Source organism: Mycobacterium sp. IDUB_39, from assembly GCF_055419205.1.
This window is the reverse complement of the sequence record NZ_JBVAXF010000006.1, coordinates 381,240-395,905: the sequence shown is the minus strand read 5'-3', so window position 1 is coordinate 395,905 and position 14,666 is coordinate 381,240. Positions and strand designations below refer to the sequence as shown.

Annotated in this window: 16 protein-coding genes; 9 read left to right on the top strand and 7 right to left on the bottom strand. The window is 63.6% G+C overall.

Annotated features, from left to right (window positions below):
- Positions 1-15: 15 nt before the first annotated feature.
- The 3 genes from ACZY0X_RS23890 to ACZY0X_RS23880 form a co-directional block, all read right to left on the bottom strand.
- A complete protein-coding gene (locus tag ACZY0X_RS23890) occupies positions 16-894 on the bottom strand; it encodes a universal stress protein (protein ID WP_463774113.1) in 879 nt (292 codons plus the stop codon).
- Positions 895-1,070: 176 nt separating this feature from the next.
- Positions 1,071-2,765, bottom strand: coding sequence for a SulP family inorganic anion transporter (locus tag ACZY0X_RS23885; protein ID WP_463774111.1), 1,695 nt, complete (start codon positions 2,763-2,765; stop codon positions 1,071-1,073).
- A gap of 60 nt (positions 2,766-2,825) precedes the next feature.
- Positions 2,826-3,068, bottom strand: coding sequence for a three-helix bundle dimerization domain-containing protein (locus ACZY0X_RS23880; RefSeq protein WP_463774110.1), 243 nt, complete (start codon positions 3,066-3,068; stop codon positions 2,826-2,828).
- A gap of 474 nt (positions 3,069-3,542) precedes the next feature.
- On the opposite strand from ACZY0X_RS23880, the gene ACZY0X_RS23875 reads away from it, so the two are divergent.
- On the top strand, positions 3,543-4,388 hold the full coding sequence (locus tag ACZY0X_RS23875) for a universal stress protein (RefSeq protein ID WP_463773934.1): 846 nt from the start codon (positions 3,543-3,545) through the stop codon (positions 4,386-4,388).
- On the opposite strand, the gene ACZY0X_RS23870 is transcribed toward ACZY0X_RS23875, so the two are convergent.
- Positions 4,368-5,183, bottom strand: a complete 816-nt coding sequence (locus ACZY0X_RS23870) for a universal stress protein (protein WP_463773933.1) — start codon at positions 5,181-5,183, stop codon at positions 4,368-4,370. The genes ACZY0X_RS23875 and ACZY0X_RS23870 overlap by 21 nt on opposite strands.
- Before the next feature lie 370 nt (positions 5,184-5,553).
- Between ACZY0X_RS23870 and ACZY0X_RS23865 the strand changes: the two genes are divergently transcribed.
- The gene (locus tag ACZY0X_RS23865) at positions 5,554-6,426 is read left to right on the top strand and encodes a universal stress protein (RefSeq protein ID WP_463773930.1); all 873 of its coding nucleotides are present in this window, start codon (positions 5,554-5,556) and stop codon (positions 6,424-6,426) included.
- Positions 6,427-6,512: 86 nt separating this feature from the next.
- Here ACZY0X_RS23865 and ACZY0X_RS23860 read toward each other — a convergent pair whose 3' ends face one another.
- On the bottom strand, positions 6,513-6,956 hold the full coding sequence (locus tag ACZY0X_RS23860; protein WP_463773929.1) for a hypothetical protein: 444 nt from the start codon (positions 6,954-6,956) through the stop codon (positions 6,513-6,515).
- A gap of 259 nt (positions 6,957-7,215) precedes the next feature.
- Between ACZY0X_RS23860 and ACZY0X_RS23855 the strand changes: the two genes are divergently transcribed.
- The 3 genes from ACZY0X_RS23855 to ACZY0X_RS23845 all read left to right on the top strand — a co-directional run bounded on the left by ACZY0X_RS23855 (position 7,216) and on the right by ACZY0X_RS23845 (position 8,936).
- Positions 7,216-7,932, top strand: coding sequence for a VIT1/CCC1 transporter family protein (locus ACZY0X_RS23855; RefSeq protein ID WP_463773928.1), 717 nt, complete (start codon positions 7,216-7,218; stop codon positions 7,930-7,932).
- Positions 7,933-7,981: 49 nt separating this feature from the next.
- Positions 7,982-8,443 (top strand): DUF2231 domain-containing protein, encoded by a 462-nt coding sequence (locus ACZY0X_RS23850; RefSeq protein WP_463773925.1) that lies wholly within the window; start codon positions 7,982-7,984, stop codon positions 8,441-8,443.
- 142 nt (positions 8,444-8,585) lie between these two features.
- Entirely contained in the window at positions 8,586-8,936 is a 351-nt protein-coding gene (locus tag ACZY0X_RS23845) for a cupin domain-containing protein (RefSeq protein WP_463773924.1), read from the top strand.
- 36 nt (positions 8,937-8,972) lie between these two features.
- Here the strand turns inward: ACZY0X_RS23845 and ACZY0X_RS23840 are convergent, their stop codons facing one another.
- Positions 8,973-10,172: an NAD(P)/FAD-dependent oxidoreductase gene (locus ACZY0X_RS23840; RefSeq protein ID WP_463773923.1), complete on the bottom strand. Its 1,200-nt coding sequence runs from the start codon at positions 10,170-10,172 to the stop codon at positions 8,973-8,975.
- Between the two features lie 30 nt (positions 10,173-10,202).
- A complete protein-coding gene (locus tag ACZY0X_RS23835; RefSeq protein ID WP_463773921.1) occupies positions 10,203-11,582 on the bottom strand; it encodes an MBL fold metallo-hydrolase in 1,380 nt (459 codons plus the stop codon).
- A gap of 199 nt (positions 11,583-11,781) precedes the next feature.
- Here ACZY0X_RS23835 and ACZY0X_RS23830 point away from each other — a divergent pair, with 199 nt between their 5' ends.
- The 4 genes from ACZY0X_RS23830 (at position 11,782) to ACZY0X_RS23815 (ending at position 14,034) form a co-directional block, all read left to right on the top strand.
- A complete protein-coding gene (locus ACZY0X_RS23830) occupies positions 11,782-12,375 on the top strand; it encodes a rhodanese-like domain-containing protein (protein WP_463773920.1) in 594 nt (197 codons plus the stop codon).
- An 85-nt stretch (positions 12,376-12,460) separates the two neighbouring features.
- A complete protein-coding gene (locus tag ACZY0X_RS23825; RefSeq protein ID WP_011891882.1) occupies positions 12,461-12,730 on the top strand; it encodes a metal-sensitive transcriptional regulator in 270 nt (89 codons plus the stop codon).
- A 32-nt stretch (positions 12,731-12,762) separates the two neighbouring features.
- On the top strand, positions 12,763-13,176 hold the full coding sequence (locus ACZY0X_RS23820; RefSeq protein WP_463773919.1) for a DUF302 domain-containing protein: 414 nt from the start codon (positions 12,763-12,765) through the stop codon (positions 13,174-13,176).
- Positions 13,177-13,263: 87 nt separating this feature from the next.
- Positions 13,264-14,034 (top strand): sulfite exporter TauE/SafE family protein, encoded by a 771-nt coding sequence (locus tag ACZY0X_RS23815; RefSeq protein WP_463773918.1) that lies wholly within the window; start codon positions 13,264-13,266, stop codon positions 14,032-14,034.
- Positions 14,035-14,666 lie beyond the last annotated feature (632 nt).

Genomic DNA, 14,666 nt, shown 5'->3' with positions numbered 1-14,666 from the left:
CGGTCCGATCGAATGTCATCGCGGACGCACCACCGTTACCGGGATGCGTACGGACTGTGCAACCGCAGAACTGACTGACCCGAGCAACATACCGGCGAAACCGCCTCGACCGTGGCTTCCCACCACGATCAGCTGTGCATGCTTTGACTCCTCGAACAGCCACCGGGCAGGCGTTCCGCTCTCCAGCCGACGCCTAACGGATACGCCGGGGTAGCGTTCCTGCCATCCGGAGAGTCGCTCCGCTAGTACTTCGGCTCCGATTTGTTCGTATCCAGGCCAATCGATTCCGAGCGCCAACAGCGCCCCGGTGTCGCGCCAGGCATGAACGGCAACGAGACCGACCTTGCGGCGATCAGCCTCCTCGAATGCCAGTGCCGTGGCCGCCTCAGACGCAGGCGACCCGTCGATGCCTACAACGACGGGGCCGTCCACCGGCAGTTCGTGATCAGGCGCGTGCACGACCGTGACAGGGCCGTGGCCGTGGCGAATCAGACCAGAACTAACCGAGCCCATCATCATTCGACCGAATGCGCCCGCTCCCCGGCTCCCGACGACGACCATTCGCGCCTCCTTCGACGCATCGATGAGCGTCGGAAGAACACCCCAGTAGCGAACTTCGCTTCTCACATCGAGCAACTCCGACGGCACGCTGGAATTCAGTATCTGACGGGCGCGCTCGATCACTGCGCTGGCGTTCTCGCGCTCCCACTCAGTGACCAGAGCCTTGACCGGGACGTTCGGTACGGTGGCAAACGATGGCGGGACGCCGTGCATCAGCGTGATCGGCGCACCAGTTAGGCGTGCTTCTTCGCCCGCCCATTGCACGGCGGCGTCTGACTCCTTTGAACCATCGACACCAACAAGGATCCCGTACCGCGTTGCTTCAGACGACATGGTAAGACTCCAATCACTACGAGCGTTGGACATTCGACTTACGCACTACCACCGCAGCAATTGCGAAGCGTCCCAATTGATGTGATGCACGCTATTTGCGAGTTGCGCAACGGCACAGGGCCGTAAGTCCTCACACCAGGTGCCAGTGGGCCCTCTGGGGCACCGTGGACGCCACGTCACGAAGCCGAATCGTCGACGTCGCGTGACCGCTTGAAGGCGTCGACAGCAGTCGGCAGCGTCATGAATATGCGGCCTTGACCGATGCCATCGAGGATACCGGCAGCCTCCATCGCATCACGCAGGTCCTGCTTGACCCTCGCCATGGCGAAGACTATGCCGCGGCGCTCGCATTCGAGTCGGAGTCGGTCCAATGCGTCCATCGCCGTCAGGTCCACCTCGACGTTGGCCTCGGCATTGAGCACGAACCATAGGACGGGCGTCGGTGACTGGTCCACGGCGGCCAGGGCACGGCGGCGAAAGTCCTCTGCGTTCGCGAAACACAGCGGGGCGTCGTACCGGTACACCAGGAGTCCCGGGATTGTGCTCGCATCCGGATAGTCGTCGACGTCGTGCATGCCTGCGAGACCAGGCACGAGGCCTTGCACGCTGTCGTGTGCACGGGCGATACGCCGGAGCAGGTCCAGGATCGAGAAGACGACGGCGGCGAGGACTCCGTAAAGCACTCCGAATAGGGGGACCGACGCCGCAGTCGTTACCGCGAGAAGCAGTTCGCTCCGACGGAATCGAGCGAGACGTCGGAATTCGCCAACGTCAATGAGTTTCGTCGCCGCGTATACGACGAGGGCACCAAGTGCCGCCGAGGGAATCAACGCTACGACGCTCCTGCCCGCAACGATCACGCCCAATAGAGCGAACAGGGTGACGAGTGCATATACCTGCGTACGGGCTCCTGCAGCCACCGCAAGTGCCGTGCGGCTTCCACTCGAACTGACAGGAAATCCGCGGAGCATCCCGACTATCACGTTGCACGCGCCGAGCGCCCGCAGCTCAGCATTCGCATCGATGTCACCTTCCGTGCGACCGGCGAAGCCTCGTGCCGTCAGAACATCATCGGAGAATGCGACCATCGCAATCCCCATGGCCGGCACGATCAGGTCTCGGACCGCCGCGGCAGACACCTCCGGCACTCCGAGAGGCGGAATGCCGGACGGTATGGCCCCAATGACGTTGATTCCATGATTCGACAGCCCGAAGGCCGCGACGACGACGGTGGCACCCACCGCGCCGATCAGAGGGCCCGGGACGCGGGGCGCGCGACGCTCCAGCGTGATGACCGTCGCGAGGACCACGGCTCCCAGCGCCAAGGTAGGCCAGTGCGTGCACGCCACGTCACCGGCGAACTCCCTCACTCGACCGACGACGTCACCGCTCACCGTGGGTACGCCAGTCAAGGAGTTCAACTGACTGACGACCATCACGATCGCAATACCTGTCATGTACCCCACCAGGACCGGCTTCGACAGGAGATCTGCGAGAAATCCCAGTTTCATCAGCCCCGCCACGAAACACACGACTCCCACCAGAATGGCCAGTGTCGCGGCGTATACGGCGTACACCGCTGAGCCCCGGTCGGCAACCACTGACACCAGGACGGCCGACGTCATCAGCGCGGCCGTGGACTCCGGGCCGACCGCCAGCAGCCTGGAGGATCCGAGGACGGCGTACACGGCCAGCGGCGGAAGCGCAGCCCATAGACCGATCGCTGGAGTCAGGCCGGCCAGGGAGGCATAGGCCAACGCCTGCGGCACTAGATAGGCCGCGACGCTCAGGCCAGCCAGCGCGTCGTCACGAAGCCAGGACCGATGGTATCCCTGCAGATTGGCAAGCCCCGGAAGCCAGCCGTGCCCTATGACGTGGCGGCCGGCCCCTGTTCGCCCTGCACCAGATGCGCCATGTGGCAACGACGAACCTCATCCCCCCGAGTGAGTACCTGATGGCGTGGCCGTGGGCGACCCGCTGGGGTGGCGTCCGATTGACCGCATCAGTCGCAAACTGCGATTGAGTGTCAGTGGAATCAGATGCGATGTGATCTTCGCGTTGGCGGCCAGGTGCTGGTACGCATCTACGACGAGTCGTTCGATGTCACCCCGCGGATGGTAGGGATACTCGGCGCTGATCGTGTCGACGACTCGGCGCAGTTCATCCAGGTCCATCTGCGTCGCGCCGACGCCTGACGAGCCATTGTCGCGATCACCAGTCAATGTGGCAAGCGGATCCGTGGTGTCAGTGTGTTCGTCGATGCAGTCGAGGTCACAGCTCATGATCGCCTCTCCATGCCCTAACCACTACAACGGTGGGTTATGCACCAAGATAGATCGTTGACTCTGACACTCTTAGAGTCGAAGGGCCTCGGACAGCACAGCGTTCGGCCTCAGTTGCCCGAAGATCCTGGGCGATTGAGCTTTTCACTGACCTGCCGCTAAACCGCACGGCCCAAGCGTCCGGTCGCTGTGCACTCAAAACTGCCTTGTCCCGCGGCGCCACCCGCCGGACCATCGAATGTCGCGAACGGTTGACGCCGGGACCTTGTGCCCCCAGCCCCGGGACCAACTGCTCTGATCAGCCGTTCGTCCGAACTCATAGCGTCGTCTCAACACAGACCGTGACGAGAGCCCTAGGAGGAGATCGTGATCGCGCAGGATGACGTGAAACCGATCGTCGTCGGCGTCGACGGTTCGGATGCATCCGTCGGCGCCGCGTTGTGGGCGCTCGAGGAGGCAGTGAACCGCAACGTGCCGCTGCGACTGGTGAGCGTGACGGGCATAGCCCGTACGCGTGCCTCGGAGCGGATGCCGAACCCGGAGGTCGAGTACTCGGAATCCGCGCTGCGAATGGCGTCTGCGGCCGTCGTCGCGAACGGTAAGCAGGTCAAGCTCGAAACCGAGATATTGTGGGGGCCAGCGTCCTCCGCGTTGATCGCCGAGTCCGCCAACACTGCCCTTGTCTGTGTGGCCTCGGTGGGCATCGGTGCGGTCGCCCGTGCGCTCCTCGGTTCGACGGTCACGGCCGTCGCCGAAGGCTCGCAGTGTCCCGTCGCGGTCATTCGGCCCACCTCCGCCACCCAGGGCAGCTGGGTGGCCGTGGCAGTGGACACGTCGGTCGGCGACGATGCGGTCGTTGAGTACGCGTTGCACGAGGCTCGTCTTCGCCACTCGCCCTTGATCGCCGTCGGTGTGGGATGCAACCTGTTCGGTGTGAACACACCCGAGGCAACCACGAACCGAACGCGCGAGTGGGCACACCGGTATCCAGACATCGAGATTGAGACGGTCCCGACCTGGTCGAGCCTCGCGGACTTCCTAGCCAAACATCATGACGATCTGTCCCACCGTCACGGCAGGAACGATGCCACCGTGAGCGGTCCCCTGGCGGTCATCGGCAGCTCCGAGGTATCGCAACTCTCTGGGCTCGTCGGGCCGCACGGGGACGGCCCAGTGCAACACGCGCAATGCTCAGTCCTGGTAGTGCGCTGACCAGGTGGGGTCTCGTACGACAAGCACCGAGCACCAGGACTTGCGCAGGACCTTGCGTGTCGCAGGGGCGGTGAGTTCCTCGATCAAATCGCGTCTGCCTTGTCCAACCACCAACAATTGATCGATGCCGGCGCTCTGTCTCAGCAAGTTGAGAAAGTGGTGGGGCATCGGCAGGGAACAGAGTTGGACGTCGGCACGATCCTCGCTCCTCTGCTCGAGGAAGCCATCCAGAGACGAGACGCCGTCGTCCGACCACGCCGTGAGCGCCAACAGGGGGGCCTGACGCAGGATCGACTCGTCGAACGCCGCCTGGAATACCTCGTGAGCTTCCGCGGAATCGTCGAGGACAACCACGATCCAACGACGGTATGAGGGATCACTGTGGTTGGCGTGGCGACGCACAATCGCCACCGACGACCGCGCCGCGCGAACAACCGCGTTGACGGTGGCGCCACGATCGCCGGGTGACGAGTCGTGCGTGCCCTTGTGTCCGAGGCAGATCAATGCGCATCGGCTGGAGTAATGGACGAGTGTTTCACCAGGACTCCCGTAGAGAATCTCGGACTCGAGCTTGACCGGTTTGCCTGTCGCAGCGACGGCCTCCCAGGCGGCGTGCAGCGCATGTTGCCCCGCTACCAAGGCGTCGTCACCGTCATCATCCCGTTCCGTGTCAATCACGTGAATGAGCCGTAGTGCGGTGTCACGAGAAGTTGCCTCGTCGGTTGCCCACAACGCAGCACGCAAAGCTGACTTCGAACCGTCGATGCCAACGGCGACGGGCGCAGAGCCATCCATGGTCTCTCCTGGCTGAGATCCTGTAGATGTATTGAATCTAGAGCGGACCCGAGCGGCCTGACACTGCCGAAGGTCCTACACGAAAGGCCCATGGTCCCGCACAGCGATTCGCTGCTCATCACCGCAGAATGGCGGACCTGGCCAAAAAATACTGTGGGATGCCACCTTTCGAGGTCAGCCGCGCGATGCTGGCACATCCCGGCTCGCGCAATAGGGACCGGTAGCTCGCTTCGACACCACAGCACCACCGATGGTGACAGCAGATGTGCAGGACCTCCGGCGGTGGGCGAGGGACCTTCGGCTCTCACGGCGCGATCCGTGCTCGGCTTACGTTTACCTCGACGATCCACTGATCAATCGGAGATCTGACATGCAGAGATCAAGCCCGCCCTCCCCGGCGGTGATCGTCGGTGTAGACGGCTCCCGTGCCTCCATCGAAGCCGCGTTGTGGGCGATTCCCGAGGCGGTCGACCGTGAGATCCCGCTGCGCCTGGTCTACTCGATCGAGGGACACGACACGCAACTGTGCGGCGGTCGGACTTACACGCAGGACTTCGGCACTGCCGACAGCGCGATTCACTCTGCAATCCTGGCAATCGAATCGACGAACCAGCCGGTGAAGATCGAGGTAGACATCACTCACGGTCAGGCGACCAACGCGTTGCTGGCCGCATCCCACTCGGCGGCGATGGTGTGCGTCGGCGCCCTAGGCCTCAACGGGGCCGCCGGCCGCCACGGCGGCTCCACCGCCGCGGGATTGGTCTCCAGGGCTCACCAACCCGTGGCGGTCGTGCGACGAGTCGTGTCGGCTGACGCGGCCCATCCCAAATGGATCGTCGCCGAATTCGATCGTGACCCCGCATGCACCTCGGTAATTGGAACGGCCGTTGACGAGGCACGCCGCAGAGGCGCGCCGCTACGAGTGCTGACCAGTTGGCGACCGCAGTTCACCGACATTCACGACCCCCGTTCGGCAGCCGAAGGAAAACGGCTGATGAAATCCAATCTTGATCGCTCCCTTGAATGTTGGCGGCGGTCGCACCCAGAACTCGACATCCAGGCCATCGCTGTCAGTGGCGGCGCTCTCGGCTACATCGCTCAGAACGTCGAGTCGATTCAGCTCGTCGTCATCGGATCGCATCGACGCGACGGGCTGGCTGAGTTCGTCGGCCCCGCAGCCAACGCAGCATTGCACGGCACGAACTGCTCCTTGCTCATCTTGGAGCGACCGAGGTCTCTGTGAACGCGACGCGCGGCCACGGAAGGAGCATCAGTCGCCCGAGTCACCCGGTCGGCCGGACGCGGTGTCGGCCACACCCGTGAATTCGGTCATCGCACCGAGGTCGGGGTTTTGGCGCTTCGCCCCATCGGCACCCAACCCACGTAGCTGAGGTAGATGCCCGTCACGGCAGCAAGCACCATGACAGCCTCCCACCATCCGCCCGAGTTCTTGAGGGAGTTACCCGCGGACACGTAGTCGTTGGGTACAGCCAGCAAAAGCGCGCCCTTGAGTACGGTCAACCAGCCGATGAGCGACACCATGACTGCCGGGGCGCTGTCGTAGCGCGTATGGAGGGCGATGATGACCAGTCCGAAGAGCAGGACGAATGCACCGCTAACCCAGGCCCATACCGGGCTCGCGCCGAATTCGGACAGTACTGCTCGCACGTCGGAGGCACGCACCAGCGCGATGACGGTCACGACCACCAGGTAGGGGCCGAGGACGCGGGCGAATAGTTGGGTTCTCGGTTCGATCCGTCGCGAAGAGTTCATTGCTCGCACCTCCATGCCGCTACAGTTGCGCACCGCTATCCGACCACGGAATCGCATTGCGCCATAGGGAACTAAGTCCGTCGGGACGAAGACATTCGTCAGTGAGTGCGGTAGTTGCGCTGCAATGCTCCCTCGCGCCTATCACACCCGCTGATCGGCGTCGGAGGTCGGGATCGGCCCTGAACCCACTGCCCCCCAGGCGCTTTGGCTAGGCTATGTTTGCTAGCGTTGCACCCTCCGCGTGGCTAGCGTGACGCTCATGACGGCGACCCAACCGCACCCTAGCGAGCCCCACCAAGGCTCAGTGTCGGCCAAGCTCAATTGGCTGCGCGCAGGCGTGTTGGGTGCAAACGACGGCATCGTCTCCATTGCTGGCATCGTCGTCGGTGTCGCCGCCGCGACGACCGAGAGCGGGCCCGTCCTTACCGCCGGAGTTGCAGGCCTCGTCGCCGGCGCCATCTCAATGGCGTTGGGCGAGTTCGTCTCTGTGAGTACGCAGCGCGACACTGAAAAGGCGCTGTTGGCCAAGGAACGCCGCGAGCTGCGCGACTATCCGCTCGCTGAACTCGATGAACTGGCGATCCTGTACGAGGAAAGGGGCTTGTCGCCCAAAACGGCACAAATAGTTGCACGAGAACTCAGCGACCACGACGCCATCAAGGCCCATGCAGAGGTGGAACTCGGCATCGACCCAAACAACCTGACCAACCCGTGGCAGGCGGCGCTTTCCTCGGCCCTGGCGTTCACGATCGGCGCACTGCTTCCATTGCTCGCGATCCTATTACCATCCGATGCGTGCCGTATCCCGGTCACGATGGCGGCGGTGCTATCGGCCCTTGCGGTCACGGGTCTGACGTCGGCCAAACTTGGTGGCGCGCCGTGGAAGGCAGCAATCTTCCGCAACGTCGTCGGCGGTGGCCTCGCCCTAGCCGCCACCTACGCCATCGGCCATCTGGTCGGTGCGGTCACCAGCTGACCCCCGTCACGTCCATCCAGCCTGTGCAAGCCCACAGAGGAGCGCATCAATGTCGACTGTCCAGGGGCTTCCAGCCCACGTGCTACTAGTGCACTTCATCGTCGTGCTGGTCCCCCTTACCGCGGCCCTGTCAGTCCTTTGTGTCCTCTGGCCCGCGGCGCGTCGACGACTGATCTGGCTCGTCGCCTTTCTGGCGGCTGCCGTCGCAGCTCTCACACCGCTGACCACCGAGGCCGGCGAGTGGCTGGAGCACCGTATCCAACCGACCGATGTCCTGCGCGCCCACACTGCGCTCGGGGACACCATGCTCTACTTCGCGCTAGGCCTGATTGTCGGTTCGGCCTTGCTGGTGTTCATCCACCTACGCGAGCACCATCAACGCCCTTTGCCGACACTCATCACACTCACCATCGCAGTGGTAGTCCTTGCAACCAGCGTCGCCGCGGTGGTGCAGGTCTACCGAATAGGCGACTCGGGCGCCAGGTCCGCCTGGAGCGAGGAAGCCAAGTGAACTCGGTATCGACAGATGTTCCCGCAGTGACCATTCGGCCAAGGCCGATGACGCCCCCGATCGGCCACGCGCCGCGCAGTGGCCGATTACGGTGAGAGCGGACCAAGGATTGACGAGACACCGAGCGACACGAGGAGGACGGGTGAACAAGTTCTCATTGACGGCGAAGGCCCGAGAACAGCTCGCGGCAGCGGGACGTGCCAGCAGTGGGCGCGGTGCCCACACCGTGTACGGCGGCCACGAACACGTGCTCCGGCAGACGGTGATCGCGCTGGTGGCAGGTCAGAGGCTCGACGAGCACTCGAATCCGGGTGAGGCAACCGTCCATGTCCTCCTCGGACGGGTGCGGCTCATCGCGGGCGACAACACCTGGGAGGGCTCGGCGGGCGATCTGATCGTGGTACCCGATGCGCGGCATGCACTCGAGGCCGTCGAGGACTCGGCAGTTCTGCTCACCGTCGCTAAACTGCCCGCACGGGATGACGGCTCGTAGTGAGCGTTCAATCGTCCCGTGCGGTCAGCTGAGTTACTAGGCGAGGCCCTTGAGCATCAGGTTCCAGTACATGAACGGCAACCCGTACTTCTTGAGGTACCAGTAGCCACGGTGCGGCTTGGTCGCGTCGATCACCGGGAACGACGGCGTGACCTTCATGTCGTAGTCGAACTCGGCGAGCAACATCGCGTGCGAGGACGTGACGATCGGGCACGACCCGTACCCGTTGTAGCTAGCACCCAGGGGTCGGTTCGCGAGGAACGCGGCGATGTTGTCGGCCACGACGGGGGCCTGTTTGCGGATCGCGGCGCCGGTCTTGGAGTTCGGTGAGGATCCGGCGTCGCCGAGGCTGAACACGTTCGGGTATCGCACGTGTTGCATGGTGTGTTTGTCGATGTCGACGTAGCCCATGGCGTCACCGGTCGACAGCGGGCCGGACTTGATCCAGTCCGGCGCGGATTGGCGTGGCACGGCGTGCAGCACGTCGAACCCCAGCATGGTGTCGGTCCCGCCGGCGGCGACGCTGGTGACACCGACCTTGCGTCCCGCCGCGTCGATGGAGGTGACCTCGGAGTTGGTGTGCACGGTGATGCCGTAGTGGGCGATGACCTTGTCGAGGCTGTCGGCGATCGCCGGGATGCCGAACAGCCGCGGTGTCGGCACCACCAGGTGGACATCGATGTCCTTGAGAACGCCTTGGCGGCGCCAGTAGTCGGCGGCCAGGTAGGCGATCTTCTGCGGTGCTCCCGCACACTTGATCGGACCCGACGGCATCATGAACACCGCACTGCCCGAACGTAAGTCGCGGATGAACTCCCACGTGCGCGGCGCCAGGTCGTACTCGTAGTTCGACGACACCCCACCCTTGCCGAGCGCGTCCTGCAATCCCTCGGTGCGATTCCAGTCCAGCTGGATACCGGGGCAGACCACGAGCACGTCGTACTCATATGTCGCGCCATCACTGCAGATGACCGTGTTGCTGTCGGGGTCGACGGTGGCCGCGGCGTTCCTGATCCAGGTCGCTCCCTTGGGCATCACCGACGCCTCGGACCGCTCAGTCGTCGACACCTTCGCCTGCCCGCCCCCGACCAGGGTCCACAGCGGCTGGTAGTAGTGCTTGTCGGAAGGCTCGATCACGGCGACGTCGGACTGTCCGTTGCGCAGCAGACGGGCCGCGACCGAGATACCGGCGGAGCCCCCTCCGACGATCAGGATCTGATGTTTCGCGGTGGTCATGAATTCCTTTTCCTCATTCTCTGTTGGCGCCTAGACGCTCTGGTGGGAGTCGTGCCAGGCGCCGTATCCGCCCAGGATATCGCTGACGTCGGCGAACCCGCTCTGCCGCAGCAGGCTCGCGGCCACTGAGGATCGGTAACCGCCGGCGCAGTAAACGACCGTCGGCGCGGTGGGGTCCAGCTCGTTCAGCCGGCTGGGCAACTGGCCGACCGGGATGGTGATCGCGTTCGGGATGGTCCCCGCCTCGACCTCGCCCGGGTTGCGCACGTCGACAATCTGCACGTTCGCCAACTCCGAAACACGCTGGTCGAAGGCCTTGGCGGTCAGCCGGGACGCGACCTGAACGTCGTCCTGGTGGGCCAGCATCGCCTCGAACGGCTTGTCCAGGTAGCCGATCACCCGGTCGAAGCCGATCCGCGCCAGCCGATTCTTGCCCTCCAGTTCCTGACCCGGCTCAGTGAACAGCACGACATCGACATCAGAGGGCAGCACCGACCCGGCGAACTCGGCATAGCGACCCTCCAGACCGATGTTGATGGCATGACGCAGATGCCCCAGGGCGAACTCCTCCGGTGAGCGCCCGTCCACCAGCACAGCACCTCGACCGATCGCCTCGATGACCTGCTCGTAGGTCATCGCCGTCGGCACCTTGGCCTCGTCCAGCAGCTCACGATCCTTGCGATTGAGGATCGCGTCGTAGACGAAGTAACCCGGCGCGGGCGGCTGCCCCTCGGTGACCAACTCCATGAACGTGGCCTTGTCGGGCGCACGCAGCGCGTAGTTCGTCTGCTTCTGCTCCCCCATCGTCGACCACAGATCCGTCGACAGGTTCTTGCCGCACGCCGACCCCGCGCCGTGCGCCGGGTACACCCGCGTCGCATCCGGCAGCGTCATCAACTTGTTGTGCAGCGAGTCATAGAGCTTGTCAGCCAACTCCTCACGAGTGAACCCGATCGAGGCCAACAGGTCGGGCCGGCCAACGTCGCCGATGAACAACGCATCACCGGTCAGCACACCGTAGGGAACCTCATCCCCGGGATGCTCGTAGACCACGATGCTCATCGACTCAGGCGTATGCCCGGGTGTATGGCGGAACTCCAACGTCACCTCACCCAGTGAGTAGCGCTCACCGTCGGCCACACCCATCGACTCGAACTCGGTCTCAGCCACCGAGGAGTACACGATCTTGGCTCCGGTGGCCTTGGCCAGCTCCAGATGCCCCGACAGGAAGTCGGCATGAAAGTGCGTCTCGATGACCAGCTCGATCCTCAACCCGAGTTCCCTGGCGTCAGCGACATACTCGGCCACATCACGCTGCGGGTCGACAACAACTGCACGCCCAGTGTTTTCGTCACCGATCAAATACGACGCGTGCGACAGACAGTCAAGGTAGTACTGGATGAACTTCATCTTTCGGATCCTCTCGTTTCGGGGAAGGGCAGTGCCGATACGACTACGGCACACATACCCCTACGGGTATATCAAGCACGATACCCATGGTTCGCATTCCCGCTTGGACGTACCCCCAGGGGTATATGTACTATGGGTGTCACTATACCCCAGGTGGTATAGGAAGGCATCCCCGCAGCGCAACCAGGAGGACATCCATATGACCGCACCAACCACCATCGACTCGCACAATCTCAGCGCCCGACTCGAGTCGGCAAAGCCACCCCGGATCCTGGATGTGCGAACCCCTGGCGAGTTCGAGACGGCACATATCGCCGGTGCGTATAACGTGCCGCTGGATCTGCTGCGGGAACACCGCGACGAGATCATCAAGCATCTCGACGAGGACGTCGTCCTAGTGTGCCGCTCGGGTCAGCGCGCCGCACAGGCCGACGAGACCCTGCGCAACGCCGGACTGGCCAACGTGCATGTCCTCGACGGCGGCATCACCGCATGGGAGGCCAACGGCTTCACGGTCAGCCGCGGCGCACAACGCTGGGAACTCGAGCGCCAGGTCCGCCTCGTCGCCGGCTCGATCGTGCTATCCAGCATCCTGGCCAGCATCGCCGCACCGAAACTCAAATGGGTCGCCGCGGCCATCGGCGGCGGACTGACCTTCGCCTCGCTGACCAACACCTGCGCCATGGGCATGGCACTGTCCAAGCTGCCCTACAACCGCGGCGCCAACTGTGACGCGCAGTCCGTGGTGTCTGCGCTCATAGGCGCCAACCGTCCTGCCCAGCGCGCGAACTAGCCGACCATGCCCGACCGCGGCATGATGCCGGAGATATACCCCCGCGGGTACCATGGCTATAACGTCCGTAGAGAGGAGCAACACCATGGTCGGTGACGAGGACGCAATCGCCGCAGTACTCAATCGACTTCGCAGAGCACAGGGGCAACTCGCCGGAGTGATCTCGATGATCGAACAGGGCCGCGACTGCAAGGACGTCGTGACACAGCTCGCTGCGGTGTCGCGCGCACTGGACAAAGCCGGCTTCAAAATCGTCGCGACCGGACTACGAGAATGCCTGACCGGCGAGGCCGCAGACGGCCAACAACCCATGACCGAGGCCGAGCTGGAGAAACTGTTCCTGGCGTTGGCCTGACCCGCTCAACATCGACAAGAGATGGAGAAACTGTGAGCTACGCAATGTCCACAACACTGCACACCACATTCGAGGACGCGGTAGCCAGAACCCGAAAGGCACTGGCAGATCAGGGCTTCGGTATCCTGACCGAGATCGACATGAAGGCCACACTCAAAGCCAAGCTGGACCAGGACATGGAGGACTACCTGATCCTCGGCGCCTGCAACCCACCGCTGGCGCACCGCGCGATCACCGCCGACCGCCAAATCGGATTGCTACTGCCGTGCAACGTGGCCGTGCACGCCGACACCACAGCAGATGCCAACACCGTGATCGTCGACGCGATGGACCCACAAGTGATGGTTCAACTCTCCGATCAGCCTGGAGTTCGCGAGGTCGCCGACGAGGCCGCGACCAAACTCCGAGCCGCACTCGACTCTCTCAAGTCCACCGACAGCGAATAGCAGTACCGTCCGAATGACGTGCCACCTGACTCTGCGCTACGACTATGCGCCGCCGTCCCCCTCGCGCCATCACACGGTTTATCGACGATGACCATCACTCTCGCCTTGGTTTTCGGTGGAGTCATCGGAGTGCTGCTGGGCCTCCTGGGCGGTGGCGGTTCAATCCTGGCAGTGCCAGCGCTGGTGTACGCGGTGGGACTGGACATGGATCAGGCAATTCCCGTGTCACTGATCGTGATTGGCTTGGCATCCGCTGTTGGGGCGCTACCCAAGATCCGCGCCCATCAGGTGGAATGGCGCCTGGCCGGGATTTTCGCCGCAGCCGGAATTCCCGCGACCTTCGCCGGTGCTGCGATCGGATCACACCTTCCTCAGTCAGCACTGTTGCTCGGCTTTGCCGCAGTGATGGTGATCGCTGGCATCCGGATGCTCAGCGGCAGTGAACGCACCGGCACGGCCTGCAAGTCCAGCGAGGGCATCAACTGGCGACGCTGCATCCCGCGCTCGATACCCGCGGGGCTCGCCGTCGGGCTCCTGACCGGACTGTTCGGCGTAGGTGGCGGCTTCCTGATCATCCCAGCCCTGGTGCTGATGTTGGGCGTGACCATGCCGATCGCAGTGGGGACCTCACTGCTGATCATCGTGGCGAACTCGGCCGCCGGCGTCATCTCGCATCTACCCGGTCTGGACATCAACTGGACGGTCGCGGCGGCGTTCGCCGTGACCGCGACAACCGCCTCGTTAATCGCCGGCCACTTGGGCACACGCATGAACACCGCGCGGCTGCAGCACTGGTTCGCCTACCTGGTCTTCACCATCGCCGCGTTCGTCATCGTAGACACTGTTTTCTTGCGCTGACACAGCGTTCGACGACCGCACCGTCAACGCTCCGCTATGGGCGCGGCATATTGGGTGCGGGAGTATCTGGCGAAGGTCTAGGTGTCAGCCAACCGCCCGGCCCCATCATCCCGCCCGGCCCCGAAGATTGACCGGGGGTCATTAGGTCGTACCGGTCGTAACCGTGATACCCGCCGTGGAAAGGACCTGACGTCCTGCCGACGAAAAACCCTGAGAAGAAAACTACGGCGACCACGAACACGACACCGCCAACAATGCCTACCCACGCGAATGCCTGGTTCAATCGGTTTGGACGTTCGTATCGGTCATCGGAGTAGCGCCGATCCGTAGGCGCCGGCGTCTCCTCTACCGGACCCACCGCTGTGCGAGATGCCATTGATTCAGCCATAGGCCAAGAATGCCCCTGAGATACCCCCGAGGGTAGGGACTAACGGTTCTACTCGAGACGGCCGTCCGACCTCACCGAGGAACGCACCAAATGTGTACGCCGCCCTCACAACACCCTGTTCTCAACCCCAGAGGATTCACAGGACGTTCGCCGAGAACCGACAGGCCCGCCGAGTATTCTGTGTCAATGACTTGGGGCACTTGATGGTTCGCGCTCCGGCGCGAACGGGTCCGCCGCGCCTTCG